Raw genomic sequence first — 17,340 nt, forward strand, 5'->3', positions numbered from 1 at the left:
CTTGCCCCTGCTCTGGAAGGAGTCGATTGCGCGGTATATCCGCTGCTAAGCTACACAAGCGCCATTAAGTCCACCGCTGCAGTCAGTCGCATTTGGAGCAACACCTTTGGTGAATCAACAGATCATCTGCGAGCACTGCGACTGCGTGTACGAGAAAGTCACGCTCGCCAAACATCAAAAAGCCCTGTGTGTGCGTTGCTCTGGCGTGCTGCAGCGCTACAACGGCCTGTCGGTGCAACAACGCCTCGCCCTGACGGTGACCGCCGCAGTGCTGTGGACCTTTGCCAACTTTTATCCAGTGATGAGTATCAGCCTGCAAGGCTTGAAAAACAGCGCGACGCTGTGGGATTCGGTGGTGGCGCTGAGCCTGGGGCCGATCACGTTCATTGCACTGGTGGCGGCGATTTCCATCATTATCGCGCCGGTGTTTCAGCTGCTGTTGCTGATCTGGGTGCTGAGTTTCGCCCTGGCCGGCAGGCGCTCGCCGGCATTCAAGCTGTGCATGCGCTGGCTGGAAGCGCTCAGGCCCTGGAGTATGCTGGAAGTCTGCCTGCTGGGCGCCATGGTCGCCGTGTTCAAGCTGGCGGGTATGCTGGATGTGATCCCCGGCACCGGCCTGTTTGCCTTGGCCGCCCTCAGCCTGTTGCTGATCCGTATTGCCGGACGCGATGTCCGCGACCTCTGGGACACCGTATGAATTCACCGCCCACCGCCCGCGAGCTCAACCTGTGCCTGTGCCATACCTGCGGCCAGGCCTGCGACATGCGCCTGGAGCCCACCGAATGCGAGCGCTGCGGCGCGCCTTTGCACCGGCGCAAAACTCAATCCCTGACGCGCACCTGGGCCTACATGCTGACCGCCCTCGCCTTTTACGTACCGGCCAATTTACTGCCGGTGATGAATACCACCATGCTCGGCTCCGGCGCAGACAGCACCATCATGAGCGGCGTGCTGGAGTTCTGGCAGCATGGCGCCTGGGACATTGCACTGATCATTTTCATCGCCAGCATTGCCGTGCCGGGCATCAAGTTCTTGTCACTGGGGCTGCTGCTGATCACCGTGCAGCGCAACAGCCAGTGGGCGCGCAGGGAACGCTCGAAGCTGTTTCGGTTTATCGAGCTGATCGGCTATTGGTCGATGCTGGATGTCATCGTGGTTGCACTGGTGGCCGCGCTGGTGAAGTTTCAAGCCCTGGGCACGATCGAACCGCGCCTGGGCATTCTGTTTTTTGGCTTGGTGGTGGTATTTACCATGCTCGCGGCCATGAGTTTTGATCCCCGGCTAATCTGGGAAAACCCACCTAACGAGGAGACCTCGGATGAGCGCATCCAAGGCTGACACCCCTGCGGGGCAACCCATGATCAAGACGCGTCGCTTCAGTGTCTCGCTGGTTTGGATCGTGCCGATTGTCGCCGTGCTGGTCGGTATTTCGCTGGTGGTCCACAGCGTGCTTCAGCAAGGGCCCACCATCGTCCTCAACTTCAAGACCGGGAGTGGGCTGGTCGCCAACAAGACCGAGGTCAAGTACCGCAACGTGGTGATCGGCCAAGTGACCGCCGTGGCCTTGAGCGATGACCAAAAAAGTGTCAACGCCACCATCGAGCTGTCCAAGCAGGCCGAAAGCTTCACCCGTGAAGATTCGAAATTCTGGGTCGTGCGCCCACGCATCGGCGCAGGCGGCGTATCCGGTATCGACACGCTGTTGTCCGGCGACTACATCGGCGCCGATATCGGCCAGTCCGAAAACCGCGCCAAACATTTCACCGGCCTGGAAAACCCGCCCCCCATCACCTATGGCGAGCCTGGCAAGCGCTTCACTCTGCACACGCAAACGTTGGGTTCCCTGGACATCGGTTCGCCGGTCTATTACCGCAAAATCCCGGTCGGCCAGGTGGTGGCATACGAGCTGGACAGCGAAGGCAAGGGCGTGAACGTCGAAGTCTTTATTCACGCGCCCAATGATGGGTACGTCACCGAAAACACCCGGTTCTGGAATGCCAGCGGGGTCGATCTGAGCGTCGGTGCCAATGGCTTTGCACTGAAGACCGAATCGGTGTCGTCCATGCTGATGGGCGGAATCTCCTTCCAGGCCCCACCCTACAATCCCAACGACAAGCCGGCAGAAGAGAACCGCGGCTTTGAACTGTTCGAAGACCAGCAAAGCGCCCTCGCCCCACCCAATGGCAAGGGGCAATACATGGTCCTGCGCTTTGATCAGGCCCTGCGCGGGCTGAAAGTCGACGCACCGGTGGAGTTCCTCGGTGTCGAGTTCGGCAAGGTGGTATCGATCAATCTGGATTTCGATGCGAAGAAACGCAGCTTCCCGGTCAATGTCGGCATCGTGATCTACCCGCAACTGCTCGGCGAGGCGCACACCAAGTTGCTCAAGGCCATGCACAATAACCCTGACGATGAGGCGGCCGGCGTGCGCCTGATCGGCAGCTTCATCGAAAACGGCCTGCGCGCCCAGGCCCGCAGCGGTAACCTTTTGACCGGCCAGTTGTACATCGCTCTGGACTTCTACCCCAAAGCCGAGAAAGTGGCGTTCGATCCAAACCAGCGCCCTGTGGGCATCCCCACCATCCCGGGCAACCTGGAACAACTGCAAGAGAAGTTCGAAGGTATCGTCAACAAGCTCAGCCAACTGCCGGTCGAGCGGATTGCCGGCAACCTGGACGCCAGCCTTGTCGAACTGCGCAAGGGCCTGGCGCAATTCAACGCCAAGACGCTGCCGGGTGTGCAGACGACACTGGCCGACGTGAGCAAGACCCTGCAATCGGCCAGCTCAACCCTGGCCGAAGACTCACCCCAGCGTGAACAACTGACCCAGACCCTGGATGAACTGGCACGCATGTCGCGTTCCTTGCGCGAGCTTTCCGATTACCTGGGCCGGCATCCAGAGTCGCTGATTCGCGGTCGTCCCGATAACGCTGCGCCGAACGACCTGCAAGGGCCACCCCGCAAATGACCATTGGAGCCGCCATGACGTCGCCGTTGAAGATCACCCTGTTGACCACGATGCTGTTGCTCGCGGCCTGTCGCAGTGACCCCATCGCCTTCCACACCCTGACTCCGTCGCACGCCAGCAACAGCACAGGCGCAGATGCCGGTGGTGTACGGATTGAAAGCCTCAGCGTGCCGCCACAGGTCGACCGCGCGCAGATCGTGGTGCGCCAGGGTGACAGCGGGCTGGCGATTCTGGAAACCCAGTGGTGGGCCGCCAGCCTCGCTGACGAACTCAAGAGCGCTTTGGTTGATCAATTGGCCAATAGCGATCCGCGCCACGCAGTGGCCCTGCGCCTTGAAGTGCAGCGCTTTGACTCGGTCCCAGGGCAGTACGCGCTGCTCGATGTACGCTGGCGCCTGCGGCAGATCAACGGCGACCGCCCGGCACTGACCTGCCGCAGCACTTTGCAATCACCGGCGGGGCCGAGCATCGACGATCTGGTGGTGGCGCATCAGAACAACCTCAAGCGGTTCGCCGCACTGATCAATCAAACCATCGGCACGTCACTCAAAGGCTGCCCCGCCGCGCCATAAACGGCGCTGGGCTCAGGCCAGCAAGCCCATGGCCTTGGCTCGCGCCACTGCCTGGGTTCGGCGCTCCACGCCGAGCTTGCTGTTGATATGGCTGGCGTGGGTCTTGACCGTGTGCAAGGAGATAAAAAGCTGGTTGCTGATTTCCTGGTTTGAACAGCCTTGGGCAATCAGTTGCAGCACCGCCAGCTCCCGCGTACTCAGGGTTTCCTGATGAGCCGGGGCCTGGACCACGCTGACCTGGGGCAGCAGCGCCAGCAAGCTCTGGTTCAGCAAGCCATGGGGATCCTTGCCCAACTGCTCGCGCATCCAGTCCGGGTGGCCCTCCAGCAGCCGCTGAAATGGCTGCAATGCGCCACCCGAGCCGGCTTCAAGTGCACGTACCAATACTGCCCGGGCCTTGGCTTCCTGGCCGCACGCCAACAGAAGCTGTGCCTGCTGGGTCAGCGCCATCAAGGCAATCATCTGACGCCCGCTGTTTTGGGACTGTTGCGCCAGTTCTTCCAGGCGTCGCAACGCGGTGTCGGGCTGACTGCGTATCGCATCGAGCGCGGCTTGTTGCAGTTCGATATGTTGCGGCAGATGTGGATGAAATTCCGGCGCGGCGGCGGCGTGCTCGCCGTTGTAAGTCTGCCCCAGCCGGGTCAGCCAGGCGTCCGCCAGGTCGATACGGCCTTGAGCCAACCACAGCTCGCATTTGATCAGCGTAATCATCGCCAGGTAATAGATCGGCGGTACGTCCCAGATGTGCATCAAGCGCTCGGCCTCGGCCAGCTCGGCAAAGGCATTGGCAAACTGGCCGCGCCGCCCTTCATAGCTGGCGATCACGCAATGCCCGATCAGTACGCTGATATCCCGACAGGCGCGGGCTTCGGCCAGGCCCGTACGCAAACGCACAAGGCCGGCTTCGGGCTGGTAACGCGCCAGCAGCAGGTAACCTTCGTAGAGCGACAGCCGCGCCCGCACCGCATACAGGCGCTGGGGCGCCAGGCCGTGCAGGCGTTCCAGGCCCTGGCGTACTTCATCCAGTGAGCGCAGGATTTCGCCACGCGCCTGCAGAACCCTTGCCCGGTCGTAATGAGCCAGGGCTTCAAACAACGGGTTACCGACGCGCTGCGCCAGTTCCAGGGATTCGCGGTTCAAACCGCGGGCGCGCCACAGGTCGGCATCGACAATCGCCAGATTGGACAGGGTCGACAGGCACATCAGGCGTTGGCCGTAGCGCTTTTGCGGCAGGCTTTCCAATGCCTCGTTGCAATAGCGCTGGGTCAATTCGTGATCCCCGCGCCCGCGGGCAATGATTCCGCTCAACGCCAGCCACTGGGCCAACATGGATTTTTGCGCGGTCGCCGAGGGTGCCGGCAGGAAGCGGCTGAGGTAGCCGGAGAGCTCCTGCGCCGCGTCCAATTGGCACGCCAGCCCCAATGCCCAGCTGTAGAGCACGATCAAACGCGGCGTGCTGATCAGCAGGCTGTCGGGCAAGTCCATCTTCCAGCGCAGCAACATGCCCACATTCTGCTCCGCCAACAGCTGCTCTTCGGACAGGTTCTGGACCAGGTTCGCCGCCACGTCCAGATGGCCGGCCCGCAGCGCCTGCTCCACCGCCTCGTCGATCAAGCCCTGGGCGTTGAACCAGCGGCAGGCGCGCAAGTGCAAGCTGGCCGGCGGCAAGGTGGCGCTCTTCTCGCGACGGGTACGCAGCAGGTCGGAAAACAAATGGTGATAGCGGAACCAGTGGCCCTGTTCATCCAGCGGCACCAGGAATACCTGATGGGCCTGCAAATACCTCAGGATTTCGGCGCTGTCATGGGCTTCGCGGAGTGCATCACACAACTCGCTGCAAAAACGCTCCTGGGGCGCGGTGTCGTACAGGAACGCCTGCACGTCGGCAGGCAGGCAGTCGATGACTTCTTCAAGCAGGTAATCCCGGATCAACCCTTCGCCACCGTGCAGGCTTTGGGGCAAGGCCCCCTCATTACCACCGGCTTCGGACGCGGCCAATAGCCAGAAGCGCAGGCCGGCGACCCAACCCTCGCTGCGGCGGATCAGGTTTTCCAATGCCTCGCCGCCCAACCCGCTGCTGTGTCCATCCAGCACGGCCAGGGATTCGTCGTGGGTCAGGCGCAGGTCTTGTTCATGCAACTCCAGCAGATGCCGCGACAAACGCAGGCGTGCCAGGTGCCAGTCCGGACGCTGCCGGCTGGTAACCAGTACCAACAGGCCATCGGGCAAATGATTGAGAAAAAATTGCAGACAACGATCCAGCACCGGGCCCTGGGCCAGGTGGTAGTCATCCAGCACCAGCAATAGCGGCGAGCGTGTGGACAGATGCTCCGCCAGCTCATCGAGCAAGCCGTCCAGCCACTCTTCAAAGGCAAAGGGTTGATGACGCTGACGCATTTTCAGCAGGCCCAGGGATTGGGCGCCCAGCTGCGGAAAATAGTGCTGCAAGCCGTCGAGCAACCGCTCAAGGAAGCGGCCAGGGTCATTGTCCCGCGGGCTCAGGCCCAGCCACAGACTTTGCCAGTGCGCGGGCAGGCCCTGACAGAACTCCACCGCCAACGAGCTCTTGCCGAAGCCCGCGGGCGCGCAGACCAGCAACAGTCGCCCCTCCAGCCCGGCATTCAACCGTTCGCACAGGCGCGGGCGCAGCACGTAGCCATCAGGCAAAGGAGGCCTGTAGAAACGGCCTTCCAGGGTTGGTATCACCACACCGGCAGGCGCTTGAATTCGGGACAGATCAGTCATCGCCGGGCTCTTGTAGAAGGCTGTTGTCGGCATTGCAGATGTCCGCAGACTAGCGGTAAAAGCGGCGGGATTGTAGATCTTTGCAACAAATGGCTGAAAAAGAACTGCGACAAGAAATATCCCAGAAGACACCACAAACAAAAAGTGGGAGTGGGCTTGCTCCCGATTGCGGTGGATCAGTCAACATAGCTATCGACTGTCGAGCCGCTATCGGGGGCAAGCCCCCTCCCACAGGGGATACATCAGCAGTGGTTAGCGAACACCGTCCTGGCGCAGGGCCGCTGGGGTGAAGTCGCTGGTGGTGGCGGTGAAGCCGAAGTCATAAGCCTGTTTCTCTTCGTTCTTCATGCCCAGGGCCAGGTAGCGGCCGGACTGCAGGTCGTAGAGGGTTTCCAGGGCGTACCACGGCACTTGTTTGTCGTAGTAGTTCTCGGCATGGGCCTCGGCGACGCGCCACAGTTGGCCACGGCCGTCGTAGTGGTCGATCACCGCCGCTTGCCAGGTGTCTTCGTCGATAAAGAAGTCACGCTTGGCGTAGATGTGGCGCTGGCCTTCCTTCAAGGTGGCGACCACGTGCCAGACGCGGCGCAGCTCGTAGCGCGCCAGGTCCTGGTTGATGTGGCCGGCCTTGATGATGTCGGCGTACTTGAGCTTCGGATCGTCGATCTTGTAGCTGTTGGAGGCGATGTAGATTTCTTTCTTGCCTTCCAGCTTCCAGTCGTAGCGATCCGGCGCACCGTTGTACATGTCGAGGTTGTCGGAGGTACGCAGGCCATCGGCAGCAGTACCCGGCCCGTCATAGGACACTTGCGGTGCCCGACGCACACGGCGCTGGCCGGCGTTGTAGACCCACGCCGAACGCGGCTCCTTCACCTGGTCCAGGGTTTCGTGCACCAGCAGTACACCACCGGCCAGACGCGCCGGGGCGGTGACTTGCTGCTTGAAGTAGAACAGGATATTGCCCGGATTTTTCGGATCGAAATCCTTCATCTTGTCGCGGAACACGAACTGGTCGCGGAAGTACACCAGGCTGTAGGAGCCGTTGGTTTGCGGCGTAGCCTGGGTGACCAAACGGGTCACGCTGCCGCCGCGATAACGGGTGATGTGGTTCCAGATGACTTCAACGCCGGTTTTGGGAATCGGGAACGGCACGGCGGTCTCGAAGTTTTCCAGGCCATTGCCGCCGGACACCAGGTTGGTGGTGGTGGCGTTTTTCTTGATGGCGGCGAACACATCAGCCGGCACCGTGGCACCGCGATGAGTCGGGTAGACCGGCATCTTGAAGCTGTCGGGGTAACGCTTGAACATCGCGTACTGCCCTGGAGCCAGCTTGTCCTTGTACTGTTCGACGTTCTGCGCAGTGATGGTGAATTGCGGTTGTTCGCTGGCATACGGGTTGGCCAGGAAACCGCGGGCATCCACGGCACCTGCGTTGGTCGGCAAGGGTGACCATTTGGGGATGGTGCCGGCCGCGTTGCCCGCCATCTCGGCGCCCATCGGGGTCAGGGTAGTACCGAGCTTGGCAGCTTCATCCGCCGAGACTGCCGCCATGACGTTGCTCGCCAGGATCGACAGCCCAAGCACACCGACGTGCAACAGACTTTTAGTTATTTTCATACTCTGGTCTTCCTGAATACATGCCACTTGAAAAGAGTGTGCTTAGAAGTTGGCGCCGAAGCTCAAGGCGACAAAGTCGCGGTCATCCACGGTGCTGAACTTGCCACCAAAGAAGTTGGTGTACGCCAGGCTCGCGGTGTAGGTGTTCTGGTACTCGGCATCCAGGCCCAGGCTGACCGCCTTGCGACCCTCTTCAAAGTTGCCGCCTGGGCCTGGCGAGTAACCTTTGACGTCATGGGACCAGGCCACGTTGGGCTTGAGGTTCACGCCAGCGAACACGTCCGGGTATTCCCAGATGGCACGGGCACGGTAGCCCCAGGAAGTTGCCGTGGTGTAGCCGTCGTTGTTGCAGTTGGTGTTCAGGCCGGCAGCGTTGGGCAGGCCGGCGCCGTTGGCGGTGGAGTTGTTCAGCGCGTTGCAAAACCCACCCGGCAGCGTGCCTGGGCCGAATACCGGATCGCGGCCATAACGGGCCTGAGACTTGCTTTCCAGGCCACCCACATGGGTCACACCGATTTCACCCACAGTGGTCAGGCGACTGGCGCCCATCACTTGGTCGAAGAAATGCGTGAAGGTGGTCTGGAATTGGGTGACTTCCTTGCGGTTGTAGCCATGCAGGTCCTGGCCGGGCGAGCCCTTGAGCACCGAAGCATTGCCAAAGCCGGGAATCGGCGTGACACCGGCGAACAGAATGTCGGTGGTGCTCAACTGCACCGGCGCATTCGGCCGATAGCTCAATTCACCACTCCAGGCGGTGCCGGTAGGCAACGTGGTGGAGAAGCTCAAGCCGTAGAGGCGGATATCTTCCGGGTACTCGACGAAGTAGTTCGAGCTGCCCGCCACGATCAGCGGACGCAATGCTCCCAGCGGGCCCAGTGGACGGGTATAGGCCGCCGACGGCGCGCCCTGTGCACTGAAAATCGGCGCACGGCTGTGGTAGTTCATGAAGTAGGCGCCGAACTCGGTGTCCAGCGGTTCGAAGTTGTAACGCATGGCCACGCCGAACTGGCCGCTGTCACGAGCATCACGGTCCGGCCCACGGCGCACCAGTACGCCCTCGTTGTTGACGTCCACGCCCAGGGCACCCAGGGTCGGCAGTGCCGCGCCGGGAATGGTCGAGCGCTTGTTCAGCACCCGCAGGTTATTGCTGCAACCATCGGAAATCACGTCCGGCTGCGAGAAGAAGGTGCCGCAGTTATCGGTGACGGTCTGGTCCCATTCCAGTTGGTAAAACGCCTCGGCCGACAGGTTGTCGGTGAGCGTCTGGGACACGTAGAACATGTTGACCGGAATCAGGCCCTCCTTGATCTCGGCCCCCGGACGACGAAACGCTGACACGTCGATCGGGTTGATGGAGTTGATGCCGCCACCGATGAAGGTGCTTTCGCCCCAGCTCACCACCTGCTTGCCGAAACGCACCGAACCCGGGGCATCGGCAATCGAGTAGTTGTGGTAGACGAAGGCATCGAGAATCTGCCCGCCCGAAGACTTGGCGCCTTCTTTGCGGTTGTTGTCGCTGATGTCCTTGAACTGACGGCTTTCGTCCTTGAGCTCGAAGTCGTACCAGTACTTGCCACGCACAAACACGCCGGTGTCGCCGTACTTCAGTTCCAGGTCATGGATGCCCTTGAAGATCTTCGAGAACGTCTCGCCGCGCTTGAAGTTCAAGTGGCCGTCATCGGAGGTCTGGGACAGGCCCTTGCCGCCATTGTTGGCGCCAATCAGATCACGATTGGGCTTGGCCGTAGACCAGCTCGCGCCCACCGAAAGCGAGGAGTCAAAGCTCCCTTCGATTTCACCGATGTTGAAACTGACGCCGAATGCAGGCCCGGCGAGCGTAGAAGCGAGACTGACGGCCAGGGGCAGTCTTGCCCGGCGCCAGAACTGGTTTACTTGGGTCATCGACGCTACTCCATGTGCATATTTTATTGTTATGGCAGTGAGCCCTTTCTTCAGATGTAACGGCCGGGATACAACGATTCCAATGCCGAACCGCAATCGAGCCTCCATGGCTCGACGCGCAACATCCGCGAAAAACTCTGAAAGGGACTATAGCCAGAGGGGGGTAGTGCTTGATCCCTCTAAAGTGTGATTTGCATCACCAACCTGTCTGCCACAACCCTTTCGCCACGCCGACGAAGGTCGACGCGGGAAGGATGGCTGAAATTCGGCAAATCACAAGTAGAGGCTTGAGATAGAGCATTGCCGCGCCCGAAAGGGCGCGGCGAGGGGCATTAAAGCGTAGACAGGAACGTGCTGTTGTTGGCTTGCCATTCGATGATGTCGATACGGATACGTTTTTTGTCGAGCTTTCCTACACTGGTCTTGGGAATTTCAGTAACAACCGCGATCTGGCTTGGAATCGCCCATTTGCTCAAATGCCCAAGTTCAACGAAAGGTTTGAGGTGCTCCTTGAGCTCCCGCGCGCCAATCACATGGCCCTCATGCACCACCAGCAAGGCGAATGGGCGCTCGCCCCATTGCGGATCGGCGATGCCCACCACTGCTACCTCGCGTACCGCCGGGTGGCGGCTGACCAGGTCTTCGAGGGCCAGGGACGAGATCCACTCGCCACCGGTTTTGATCACATCCTTGATGCGATCGCGGATATCAATCACGCCGAACGCATCCAGCGTGGCCACATCGCCGGTGTGCATCCAGCCGCCCGCCCACAGTTCGGCGCCCTTTTGCGGTTCGTTGTAGTAACCCTCGGTCAGCCAGGGTGCGCGCAGCACCAGTTCGCCCTGGGTTTCGCCGTCGGCGGGGAGAAAATTGCCGTCGGTGTCCATGATTGCCGCCTCAACCAACGGCCCGGGCACACCGGCCTTGATGCGGTAGGTGGTGCGTTCGTCTTCGCTGCCGGCCATCAACTCCTCATTGAGGTGCGCGCAGGACACCAGCGGCCCGGTCTCGGACATGCCATAGGCGGCGGTCAATTGAATGCCGCGGACCTTGGCGGCTTCGTACAGCGAGCGGTTGAGCGCGCTGCCGCCAATGACGATTTTCCACCCAGCAAAATCCACACCCTGGGCAGCCTTGGCGTTGAGCACCATTTGCAGAATGGTCGGCACACAATGCGAGAACGTGACGTTCTCCTCGCGCCACAGCTGCACCAGGTATTCCGGGTCGTAGCGCCCCGGGTAGACCTGCTTCAAGCCGAGCATGGTCGCCACATACGGCAGGCCCCAGGCGTGTACGTGGAACATCGGTGTGATCGGCATGTACACATCGTTGGTGCCCAACAAACGCACGCTGTCGACGCTGCCCATGATGGTCGCCACGCCGATGGTGTGCAGCACCAGTTGGCGGTGGGTGAAATACACGCCTTTGGGGTTGCCGGTGGTACCGGTGGTGTAGAAGGTGGTGGCGACGGAGTTTTCGTCGAAGTCCTGGAAGTCGTATTGGGGGCTGGCGGCGGCCAGCAGGGTTTCGTATTCGCCGACCAGGTTGGGTAACTCTGCGGTCCTGGTGTCACCATCGGTAATCAACAAGGTCTTGTCGACGGTAGTGAGTTGCCCGGCAATCGCCTGGTAAAGCCCCACGAACTCACTGTTGACCAGCACAAAGCGATCTTCGGCGTGGTTCATGGTGTAGAGAATCTGTTCCGGTGACAGGCGCACGTTGATGGTGTGGATAACCGCGCCGATCATCGGAATGGCGAACATGCATTCCAGGTAACGGTGGCTGTCCCAATCCATCACCGCCACGGTATCACCGGCCTTGACCCCGGCTTCGGTCAGCACATTAGCCAGGCGCGCAACGCGCTCGATCAGCGTCGGGTAGGTGTAGCGCAGCTTGTCACGGTAGATGATCTCCCGGGTCTTCTCATAGCGAGTCCCGGACATCAGCAGGCGCTTGATCAGCAGCGGGTATTGGTACGCACCTTCGGCGGGCGGGATGACACGGGTCTGCAACATACGAATCCCTTTAATGACTGCGCGGTCTTGGCTTTAAGACCTGCACTGTAGAGGGCTTATGTTTCAGCCAAATCAGCCAAAGGAATGATTTGCAGAACTCAGCAAATGCTAGCTTTGCGCCAGTATCCGCGGCTTAGGGAAGACCCATGTGGGAGGGGGCTTGCCCCCGATAGCAGGGTGTCAGTCAGCTTATGTAGGGCTGACACACCGCTATCGGGAGCAAGCCCCCTCCCACATTTGAGCTGTGTACCCTTGAGAAAATTGATTACTTCATGCTGGTAAACGCCAGCTTCACCCCAATCGCAATCAACACCGCGCCCATGGTCCGATCAAACCAGTGGCCCATCTTCGCAAACCCGGCACGTACGCGTTGCTGGCTGAACAACATGGCCACCAGGCAAAACCACAGGGCCGTGGCCACCGCCAGGTACACACCGTAACCAGCCTGTACCGCCAGCGGCGTGTGGGGGTTGATCACCACGGTGAACAGCGAGAGGAAGAACAACGTGGCCTTGGGGTTCAAGCCATTGGTCACAAAGCCTGCGGTAAACGCGCCGCGTGGGGTGCGCTCGCCCGCTTCACGGTGCAGCTCGCCCTCGGCGGTGGGCTTGGCCGGCTGCGCACGCAGGGCCTTGAAGCCGATATACAGCAGGTACGCCGCGGCAGCCCATTTGAGCGCATTGAACAACACGATGGACTGGGACACGATCAAACCGATCCCCAACAGCGAATAACCCACATGCACGAAAATCGCCGTGCCAACGCCCAGGGCCGTCCAGGTGCCGGCGCGGCGCCCGTGGGTCACGCTCTCACGGACCACCACGGCGAAATCCGGGCCGGGGCTGGCCACCGCCAACAAGTGAATCAAGGCTACGGTCAAAAACTCGGCGACGTACATGCTCACTCCATTAAGTAACTGATTATTTCATCTGATAGGCTCGGAAGATTACGCCTTCGAACCTCGTCGCAAAAGGTACAGTTGATCATGAACAATCGCCGCGCCGTCTTCCTCGACCACTCTTCGCTGGACTTGGGCGACCTTGACCTCAGCGGTCTGCGTGACTGCTTCAGCGAGCTGCAGTTGTTTGAACAGACCACGGCGCAGAATGTGCTGGAGCGCTTGCAGGGCGCTCAAGTTGCGATCAGCAACAAAATCCCGCTCACGGCGCAAACCCTGGCGGCCTGCCCCGAGCTCAAGCTGATCCTGGTATCGGCCACCGGCACCAACAATATCGACCTTGAAGCCGCTCGCGCCCATGGCATCACCGTGAGCAACTGCCAGGGTTACGGCACGCCGTCGGTGGCCCAGCACACGATCATGCTGCTGCTCAACCTCGCCACGCGTCTGAAAGACTACCAACAGGATGTAGCCGCCGGTAAATGGCAGCAGGCCCGGCAGTTCTGCCTGCTGGACCATCCAATCGTCGAACTGGAAGGCAAAACCCTCGGCCTGCTCGGCCATGGCGAACTGGGCAGTGCCGTGGCGCGTCTGGCCGAAGCCTTCGGTATGCGTGTGGTGCTCGGCGCAATTCCCGGGCGCCCTGCCCGCGCCGACCGCGTGCCACTGGATGAACTGCTGGCCCAGGTCGATGCGCTGACCTTGCATTGCCCGCTCAATGAACACACCCGCGACTTTATCGGCGCCCGTGAACTGGCGCTGCTCAAGCCCGGCGCGTTTATCGTCAACACCGCACGCGGTGGCTTGATCAACGAACAGGCCTTGGCGGACGCGTTGCGCAGCGGGCATTTGGGTGGCGCGGCGACCGACGTGTTGAGTGTGGAGCCGCCGGTCAATGGCAACCCGCTGCTGGCCGGCGACATTCCTCGCTTGATTGTCACGCCCCACAACGCCTGGGGCAGTCGCGAAGCGCGGCAACGGATCGTCGGCCAACTGACGGAAAACGCCCGAGGCTTTTTCAGCGGTGCCCCGCTGCGCGTCGTCAGTTGATAAACTGCGCCCCTTTTTCAAGGAGCAGACCATGGATCCGCGCAGTGAAGTACTGCTTCGCCAGGCCGAACTTTTTCAAGGCAACCTGCTGCTGGCAGGTCTGCCTGCCGACGATTTGCTCGGGCGCCTGCCCAACGCCCATGGCTGGTGTTGGCACGCCGGCGACCAGGCGGCGCTTGATGCGCGGTTTCCCGAGCGCAGCCAGTTCGGGGTAAATGTGCCCGAGCGTGCCTTTGATGCGGCGGTGATCTTCCTGCCCAAGTCCAAGGACCTCACCCACTACCTGCTCAACGCCGTAGCCGCGCGCCTGCCTGGCGCCGAGTTGTTTCTGGTAGGTGAGAAAAAAGGTGGCATCGAAAGCGCCGCCAAGCAGATGAGCCCTCTGGGCAAGCCACGCAAGCTGGATAACGCGCGGCATTGCCAGCTGTGGCAAGTCACCGTCGCCAATGCTCCGCAAGCCGTGGAGCTGGAAAGCCTGGCGCAGGTTTTCGACGTACCGCTGGCCGAAGGCCCGCTGAAGGTGGTGAGCCTTCCGGGCGTGTTCAGCCATGGCCGCCTGGACCGCGGCACCGAGTTGCTGCTGGAGCATCTGGACAAACTGCCAAGCGGGCACCTGCTCGACTTCGGTTGCGGCGCCGGGGTACTGGGGGCTGCGGTCAAGCGTCGCTACCCGCATAACACCGTGACCATGCTGGATGTGGATGCCTTTGCGGCGGCCAGCAGTCGGCTGACGCTGGCGGCGAACGGGCTGGAAGCCGAGGTGCTGACCGGTGATGGAATCGATGCCGCACCGATGGGTTTGAACGCGATTTTGAGCAACCCTCCGTTCCATGTCGGGGTGCACACCGATTATTTCGCCACGGAGAACTTGCTGCGAAAAGCGGCCAAACATCTGGCAAAAGGCGGCGAACTGCGCCTTGTCGCCAACAGCTTTCTGAAGTACCAGCCGCTGATCGAAGAGCATTTGGGTATCTGCGCGATCAAGGCCGAAGGCAATGGTTTTCGTATCTACCGCGCCAAGCGCCCCTGAAGGGCCTTTGAAAAAGAAGGCTTGCCGAATGGGTTTTGCCTAGGCAGAATCCGCAGCGTCCTAGGGGAGTAGTCTCCCACGAGCGCCATGCTCGTCCGGCATACGTCAACATACTTGGTCAGCAGATCATGGCGTATGCGACCCAGGAGTCCGCACAGACGGACCGGGGTTTGACAAGACCTATGACACGCACACCTTACCCGGGGCGGGAAGGCTGTACGTGTCATAGCCGTGTCGACCCGCCCCTGGAAACTACCTGATGCTGGATTCACTACTCGTTCCTACTGCAATCGTTGCCTTGGCCGAAATCGGCGACAAGACGCAACTGCTCGCGCTCATTCTTGCTGCCCGCTTTCGCAAGCCTTGGCCAATCATCGCCGGCATCGTCGCCGCGACCCTGGCCAACCATGCGGCGGCCGGCGCCGTGGGGGCCTGGTTCGGGAGTTTCTTCTCGGATGCGGTGCTTCACTGGATTCTTGCGGCGAGCTTCTGTGCCACGGCACTCTGGACCCTGGTGCCGGACAAGCTCGATGATGACGAAGCCAGCACCACACGCAAGTTCGGGCCATTCCTGACCACGCTGATTGCGTTCTTCCTTGCGGAAATCGGCGACAAGACCCAGATCGCCACGGTCATGCTGGCCGCGCAGTATCCGGAGTTGTGGCTGGTGATTATCGGCACCACCCTGGGCATGTTGATTGCCAACGTACCGGTGGTTCTGGCGGGGAATTTCGCCGCGGAGAAACTACCGCTGACCTTGATTCGTCGATTGGCGGCTACGGCGTTTTTTGTGCTGGCAATCGTGGCGGTCTACAAAGCCATGCAAAGCAGTGGCTGGATCTAGTTTGCCTTGATGCCTGTAGGAGCGAGCTTGCTCGCGAGAAACGTCAACGATAACGCGTACTGCCTGAATAAACGCGGCGCCGGTGAGTTTTTCGCGAGCAAGCTCGCTGCTACACGGCGCCCATCAGGATTTTTTGGCCTGCTGGTACAGCGGCATTACCTTCGGAATCGCGGCCTGCAACGAAGCGATCCGGCTGTCGGAAGCCGGGTGAGTGCTCATGAATTCCGGCGGCGCGCCTTCGGAAGCCTTGGCCATTTTATTCCACAGCGTGATCGCCGCGTTCGGGTTATATCCGGCACGCGCCGAAAGCTCCAGGCCGATCAGGTCGGCTTCGTTTTCGTTGCTGCGGCTGTTGGGCAAGGTCATGCCATAGTTGGCCACGGTATCGGCCAGTGCCAGGCTGTCCTGGCCGAGACCGAACAGGGCCCCGGCGCCCTGCTTGGCCATCTCGATACCGTATGCCTTGGACATCGCTTCACGACCATGCTCACGCAGGGCGTGGGCGATTTCATGGCCCATCACTGCGGCCAACTCATCGTCGGTGAGCTTGAGGTTGTCGATCAACGCGCTGTACACCAGGATCTTGCCGCCAGGCCCGCAGTTGGCGTTCATCTCGTCGCTTTTGATCAGGTTCACTTCCCAGTTCCACTGGGCGGCGTCCGCGCGAAAGGTCGGCGCCTGAGCGATCAGGCGCTTGGCGATGGCCTGCACACGCTTGGCGTTGGCGCTGGTCTTGTCCAGAACGCCTTTGCCACTGGCTTCACCCAGGGTCTGCTGGTAGGACTGGGCATACATCTGGTCGACTTCCTGGCTCGACAACATGCTGAACATGTATTGCTTGCGCTCAACCCCAACGGCTCCGCCGCTGGTCGTGTTGACCGACTGGCAACCCGCCAGCAACATCGCTGCAACCAAACCGCTTACCGCCAATGACTTCTTCATGAACACGCTCCCTGAAAACATGGCGCGTATCGTAGGCGGTCGTTGGTATTGGCGCCAGATACATCAGACATTTAACCGCTGATTTTCGGATACATCCCACAGTGCAGGCTCAAGCCGGGGTCAGGCACTCCGGCCCATTGAGCTTTGGATCATTGACCATATTGGCCAGCACGCGCTCACGCAAAGCGCTGGGCTCACCCGCCAGCAACCCTTGCAGCACCTGCAACGGCGTCTCGGGATCGAGCCAGGCGGCCTGCCCCGCCGCATCAAGAATCAATGGCCGACGTTGGCTTTGCGCCGCCTGGGTGACCACCGCGGTACTCAGCCACACCTGCTCCTGCACGGGATACGCCTCCCAGATTGCGGCAAAAAACAAGGTAGAACCCTCCCCCGGCGTCAACCAATACGGGCGCTTGCGCTGGGTGCCGCGCCATTCGTAGAAACCGTTGGCCGGCAGCAAGCAGCGGCGCTGGCGGAACGCTTCACGGAACATCGGTTGTTCGGCCAGGGTTTCGGCGCGGGCATGGGCTGGGGTGCGCGACATGTCTGTCAGCCAGGGCGGCGTAAGGCCCCAACGGGCACGCGCCAGGGTGAGCTGGCCTTCGCTCAGGCGCTGGATCAGTACCGAATCATTCGGGGAAATGTTCCACTGGGCCTGCTGGTCGGCGGGGAAGCCCGGCAAGGCAGCAAAGGCAGGGTTCCAGCGAAACAGGGCATAACGTCCACACATGGGGCAACACGACTCTTGGGGTAAACC

The 17,340-nt window shown here is 61.0% G+C and carries 14 protein-coding genes and 1 riboswitch; of the genes, 7 read left to right on the forward strand and 7 right to left on the reverse strand.

All coding sequences use genetic code 11. The features are described from left to right. Positions 1-106 precede the first annotated feature (106 nt). Genes TX23_RS06910 through TX23_RS06925 form a run of 4 tightly spaced genes read left to right on the forward strand, consistent with a single transcriptional unit; the run spans position 107 to position 3,540 of the window. Entirely contained in the window at positions 107-697 is a 591-nt protein-coding gene (locus tag TX23_RS06910; protein ID WP_057701563.1) for a paraquat-inducible protein A, read from the forward strand. Beyond that, positions 694-1,338, forward strand: a complete 645-nt coding sequence (locus TX23_RS06915) for a paraquat-inducible protein A (protein ID WP_057701564.1) — start codon at positions 694-696, stop codon at positions 1,336-1,338. Before TX23_RS06910 ends, TX23_RS06915 begins: the two co-directional genes overlap by 4 nt. Then, entirely contained in the window at positions 1,319-2,968 is a 1,650-nt protein-coding gene (locus TX23_RS06920; protein ID WP_057701565.1) for a PqiB family protein, read from the forward strand. Before TX23_RS06915 ends, TX23_RS06920 begins: the two co-directional genes overlap by 20 nt. 14 nt (positions 2,969-2,982) lie before the next feature. Further along, positions 2,983-3,540, forward strand: coding sequence for a PqiC family protein (locus TX23_RS06925; protein WP_057701566.1), 558 nt, complete (start codon positions 2,983-2,985; stop codon positions 3,538-3,540). A gap of 12 nt (positions 3,541-3,552) precedes the next feature. On the opposite strand, the gene TX23_RS06930 is transcribed toward TX23_RS06925, so the two are convergent. From TX23_RS06930 to TX23_RS06950, 5 genes are all read right to left on the reverse strand, one after another. After that, positions 3,553-6,285, reverse strand: coding sequence for a LuxR C-terminal-related transcriptional regulator (locus TX23_RS06930; RefSeq protein WP_057701567.1), 2,733 nt, complete (start codon positions 6,283-6,285; stop codon positions 3,553-3,555). Positions 6,286-6,537: 252 nt separating this feature from the next. Further along, positions 6,538-7,902, reverse strand: a complete 1,365-nt coding sequence (locus tag TX23_RS06935) for a DUF1329 domain-containing protein (RefSeq protein WP_005784906.1) — start codon at positions 7,900-7,902, stop codon at positions 6,538-6,540. Between the two features lie 42 nt (positions 7,903-7,944). Then, complete coding sequence (locus TX23_RS06940; protein ID WP_057701568.1) at positions 7,945-9,804, reverse strand: DUF1302 domain-containing protein; 1,860 nt, start codon at positions 9,802-9,804, stop codon at positions 7,945-7,947. Positions 9,805-10,136: 332 nt separating this feature from the next. Beyond that, positions 10,137-11,819: a fatty acid--CoA ligase gene (locus TX23_RS06945; protein WP_057701569.1), complete on the reverse strand. Its 1,683-nt coding sequence runs from the start codon at positions 11,817-11,819 to the stop codon at positions 10,137-10,139. 265 nt (positions 11,820-12,084) lie between these two features. Beyond that, the gene (locus TX23_RS06950; protein ID WP_057701570.1) at positions 12,085-12,717 is read right to left on the reverse strand and encodes a LysE family translocator; all 633 of its coding nucleotides are present in this window, start codon (positions 12,715-12,717) and stop codon (positions 12,085-12,087) included. Between the two features lie 87 nt (positions 12,718-12,804). Between TX23_RS06950 and TX23_RS06955 the strand changes: the two genes are divergently transcribed. The 3 genes from TX23_RS06955 (at position 12,805) to TX23_RS06965 (ending at position 15,641) form a co-directional block, all read left to right on the forward strand. Then, a complete protein-coding gene (locus TX23_RS06955) occupies positions 12,805-13,767 on the forward strand; it encodes a 2-hydroxyacid dehydrogenase (RefSeq protein WP_189663558.1) in 963 nt (320 codons plus the stop codon). A 31-nt stretch (positions 13,768-13,798) separates the two neighbouring features. Further along, complete coding sequence (locus TX23_RS06960) at positions 13,799-14,797, forward strand: class I SAM-dependent methyltransferase (protein WP_057701571.1); 999 nt, start codon at positions 13,799-13,801, stop codon at positions 14,795-14,797. Positions 14,798-14,847: 50 nt separating this feature from the next. Beyond that, positions 14,848-14,969, forward strand: a riboswitch (yybP-ykoY riboswitch). 87 nt (positions 14,970-15,056) lie between these two features. Then, on the forward strand, positions 15,057-15,641 hold the full coding sequence (locus tag TX23_RS06965; RefSeq protein WP_005784895.1) for a TMEM165/GDT1 family protein: 585 nt from the start codon (positions 15,057-15,059) through the stop codon (positions 15,639-15,641). A gap of 123 nt (positions 15,642-15,764) precedes the next feature. Here the strand turns inward: TX23_RS06965 and TX23_RS06970 are convergent, their stop codons facing one another. Together TX23_RS06970 and TX23_RS06975 are read right to left on the reverse strand one after the other, a co-directional pair. After that, a complete protein-coding gene (locus tag TX23_RS06970) occupies positions 15,765-16,583 on the reverse strand; it encodes a M48 family metallopeptidase (protein WP_057701572.1) in 819 nt (272 codons plus the stop codon). A gap of 109 nt (positions 16,584-16,692) precedes the next feature. Further along, complete coding sequence (locus TX23_RS06975) at positions 16,693-17,313, reverse strand: SOS response-associated peptidase (protein ID WP_057701573.1); 621 nt, start codon at positions 17,311-17,313, stop codon at positions 16,693-16,695. Positions 17,314-17,340 lie beyond the last annotated feature (27 nt).

This window comes from Pseudomonas paralactis, assembly GCF_001439735.1.
Taxonomy (GTDB): Bacteria; Pseudomonadota; Gammaproteobacteria; order Pseudomonadales; family Pseudomonadaceae; genus Aquipseudomonas; species Aquipseudomonas paralactis.

Excerpts from the sequence above, each read along its gene's own strand:
- TX23_RS06940 (WP_057701568.1), bottom strand. The coding sequence starts at position 9,804 with ATGACCCAAGTAAACCAGTTCTGGCGCCGGGCAAGACTGCCCCTGGCC.
- TX23_RS06970 (WP_057701572.1), bottom strand. The coding sequence starts at position 16,583 with ATGAAGAAGTCATTGGCGGTAAGCGGTTTGGTTGCAGCGATGTTGCTG.
- TX23_RS06955 (WP_189663558.1), top strand. The coding sequence starts at position 12,805 with ATGAACAATCGCCGCGCCGTCTTCCTCGACCACTCTTCGCTGGACTTG.
- TX23_RS06915 (WP_057701564.1), top strand. The coding sequence starts at position 694 with ATGAATTCACCGCCCACCGCCCGCGAGCTCAACCTGTGCCTGTGCCAT.
- TX23_RS06975 (WP_057701573.1), bottom strand. The coding sequence starts at position 17,313 with ATGTGTGGACGTTATGCCCTGTTTCGCTGGAACCCTGCCTTTGCTGCC.
- TX23_RS06925 (WP_057701566.1), top strand. The coding sequence starts at position 2,983 with ATGACGTCGCCGTTGAAGATCACCCTGTTGACCACGATGCTGTTGCTC.
- TX23_RS06945 (WP_057701569.1), bottom strand. The coding sequence starts at position 11,819 with ATGTTGCAGACCCGTGTCATCCCGCCCGCCGAAGGTGCGTACCAATAC.
- TX23_RS06930 (WP_057701567.1), bottom strand. The coding sequence starts at position 6,285 with ATGACTGATCTGTCCCGAATTCAAGCGCCTGCCGGTGTGGTGATACCA.
- TX23_RS06935 (WP_005784906.1), bottom strand. The coding sequence starts at position 7,902 with ATGAAAATAACTAAAAGTCTGTTGCACGTCGGTGTGCTTGGGCTGTCG.
- TX23_RS06920 (WP_057701565.1), top strand. The coding sequence starts at position 1,319 with ATGAGCGCATCCAAGGCTGACACCCCTGCGGGGCAACCCATGATCAAG.
- TX23_RS06965 (WP_005784895.1), top strand. The coding sequence starts at position 15,057 with ATGCTGGATTCACTACTCGTTCCTACTGCAATCGTTGCCTTGGCCGAA.
- TX23_RS06960 (WP_057701571.1), top strand. The coding sequence starts at position 13,799 with ATGGATCCGCGCAGTGAAGTACTGCTTCGCCAGGCCGAACTTTTTCAA.
- TX23_RS06950 (WP_057701570.1), bottom strand. The coding sequence starts at position 12,717 with ATGTACGTCGCCGAGTTTTTGACCGTAGCCTTGATTCACTTGTTGGCG.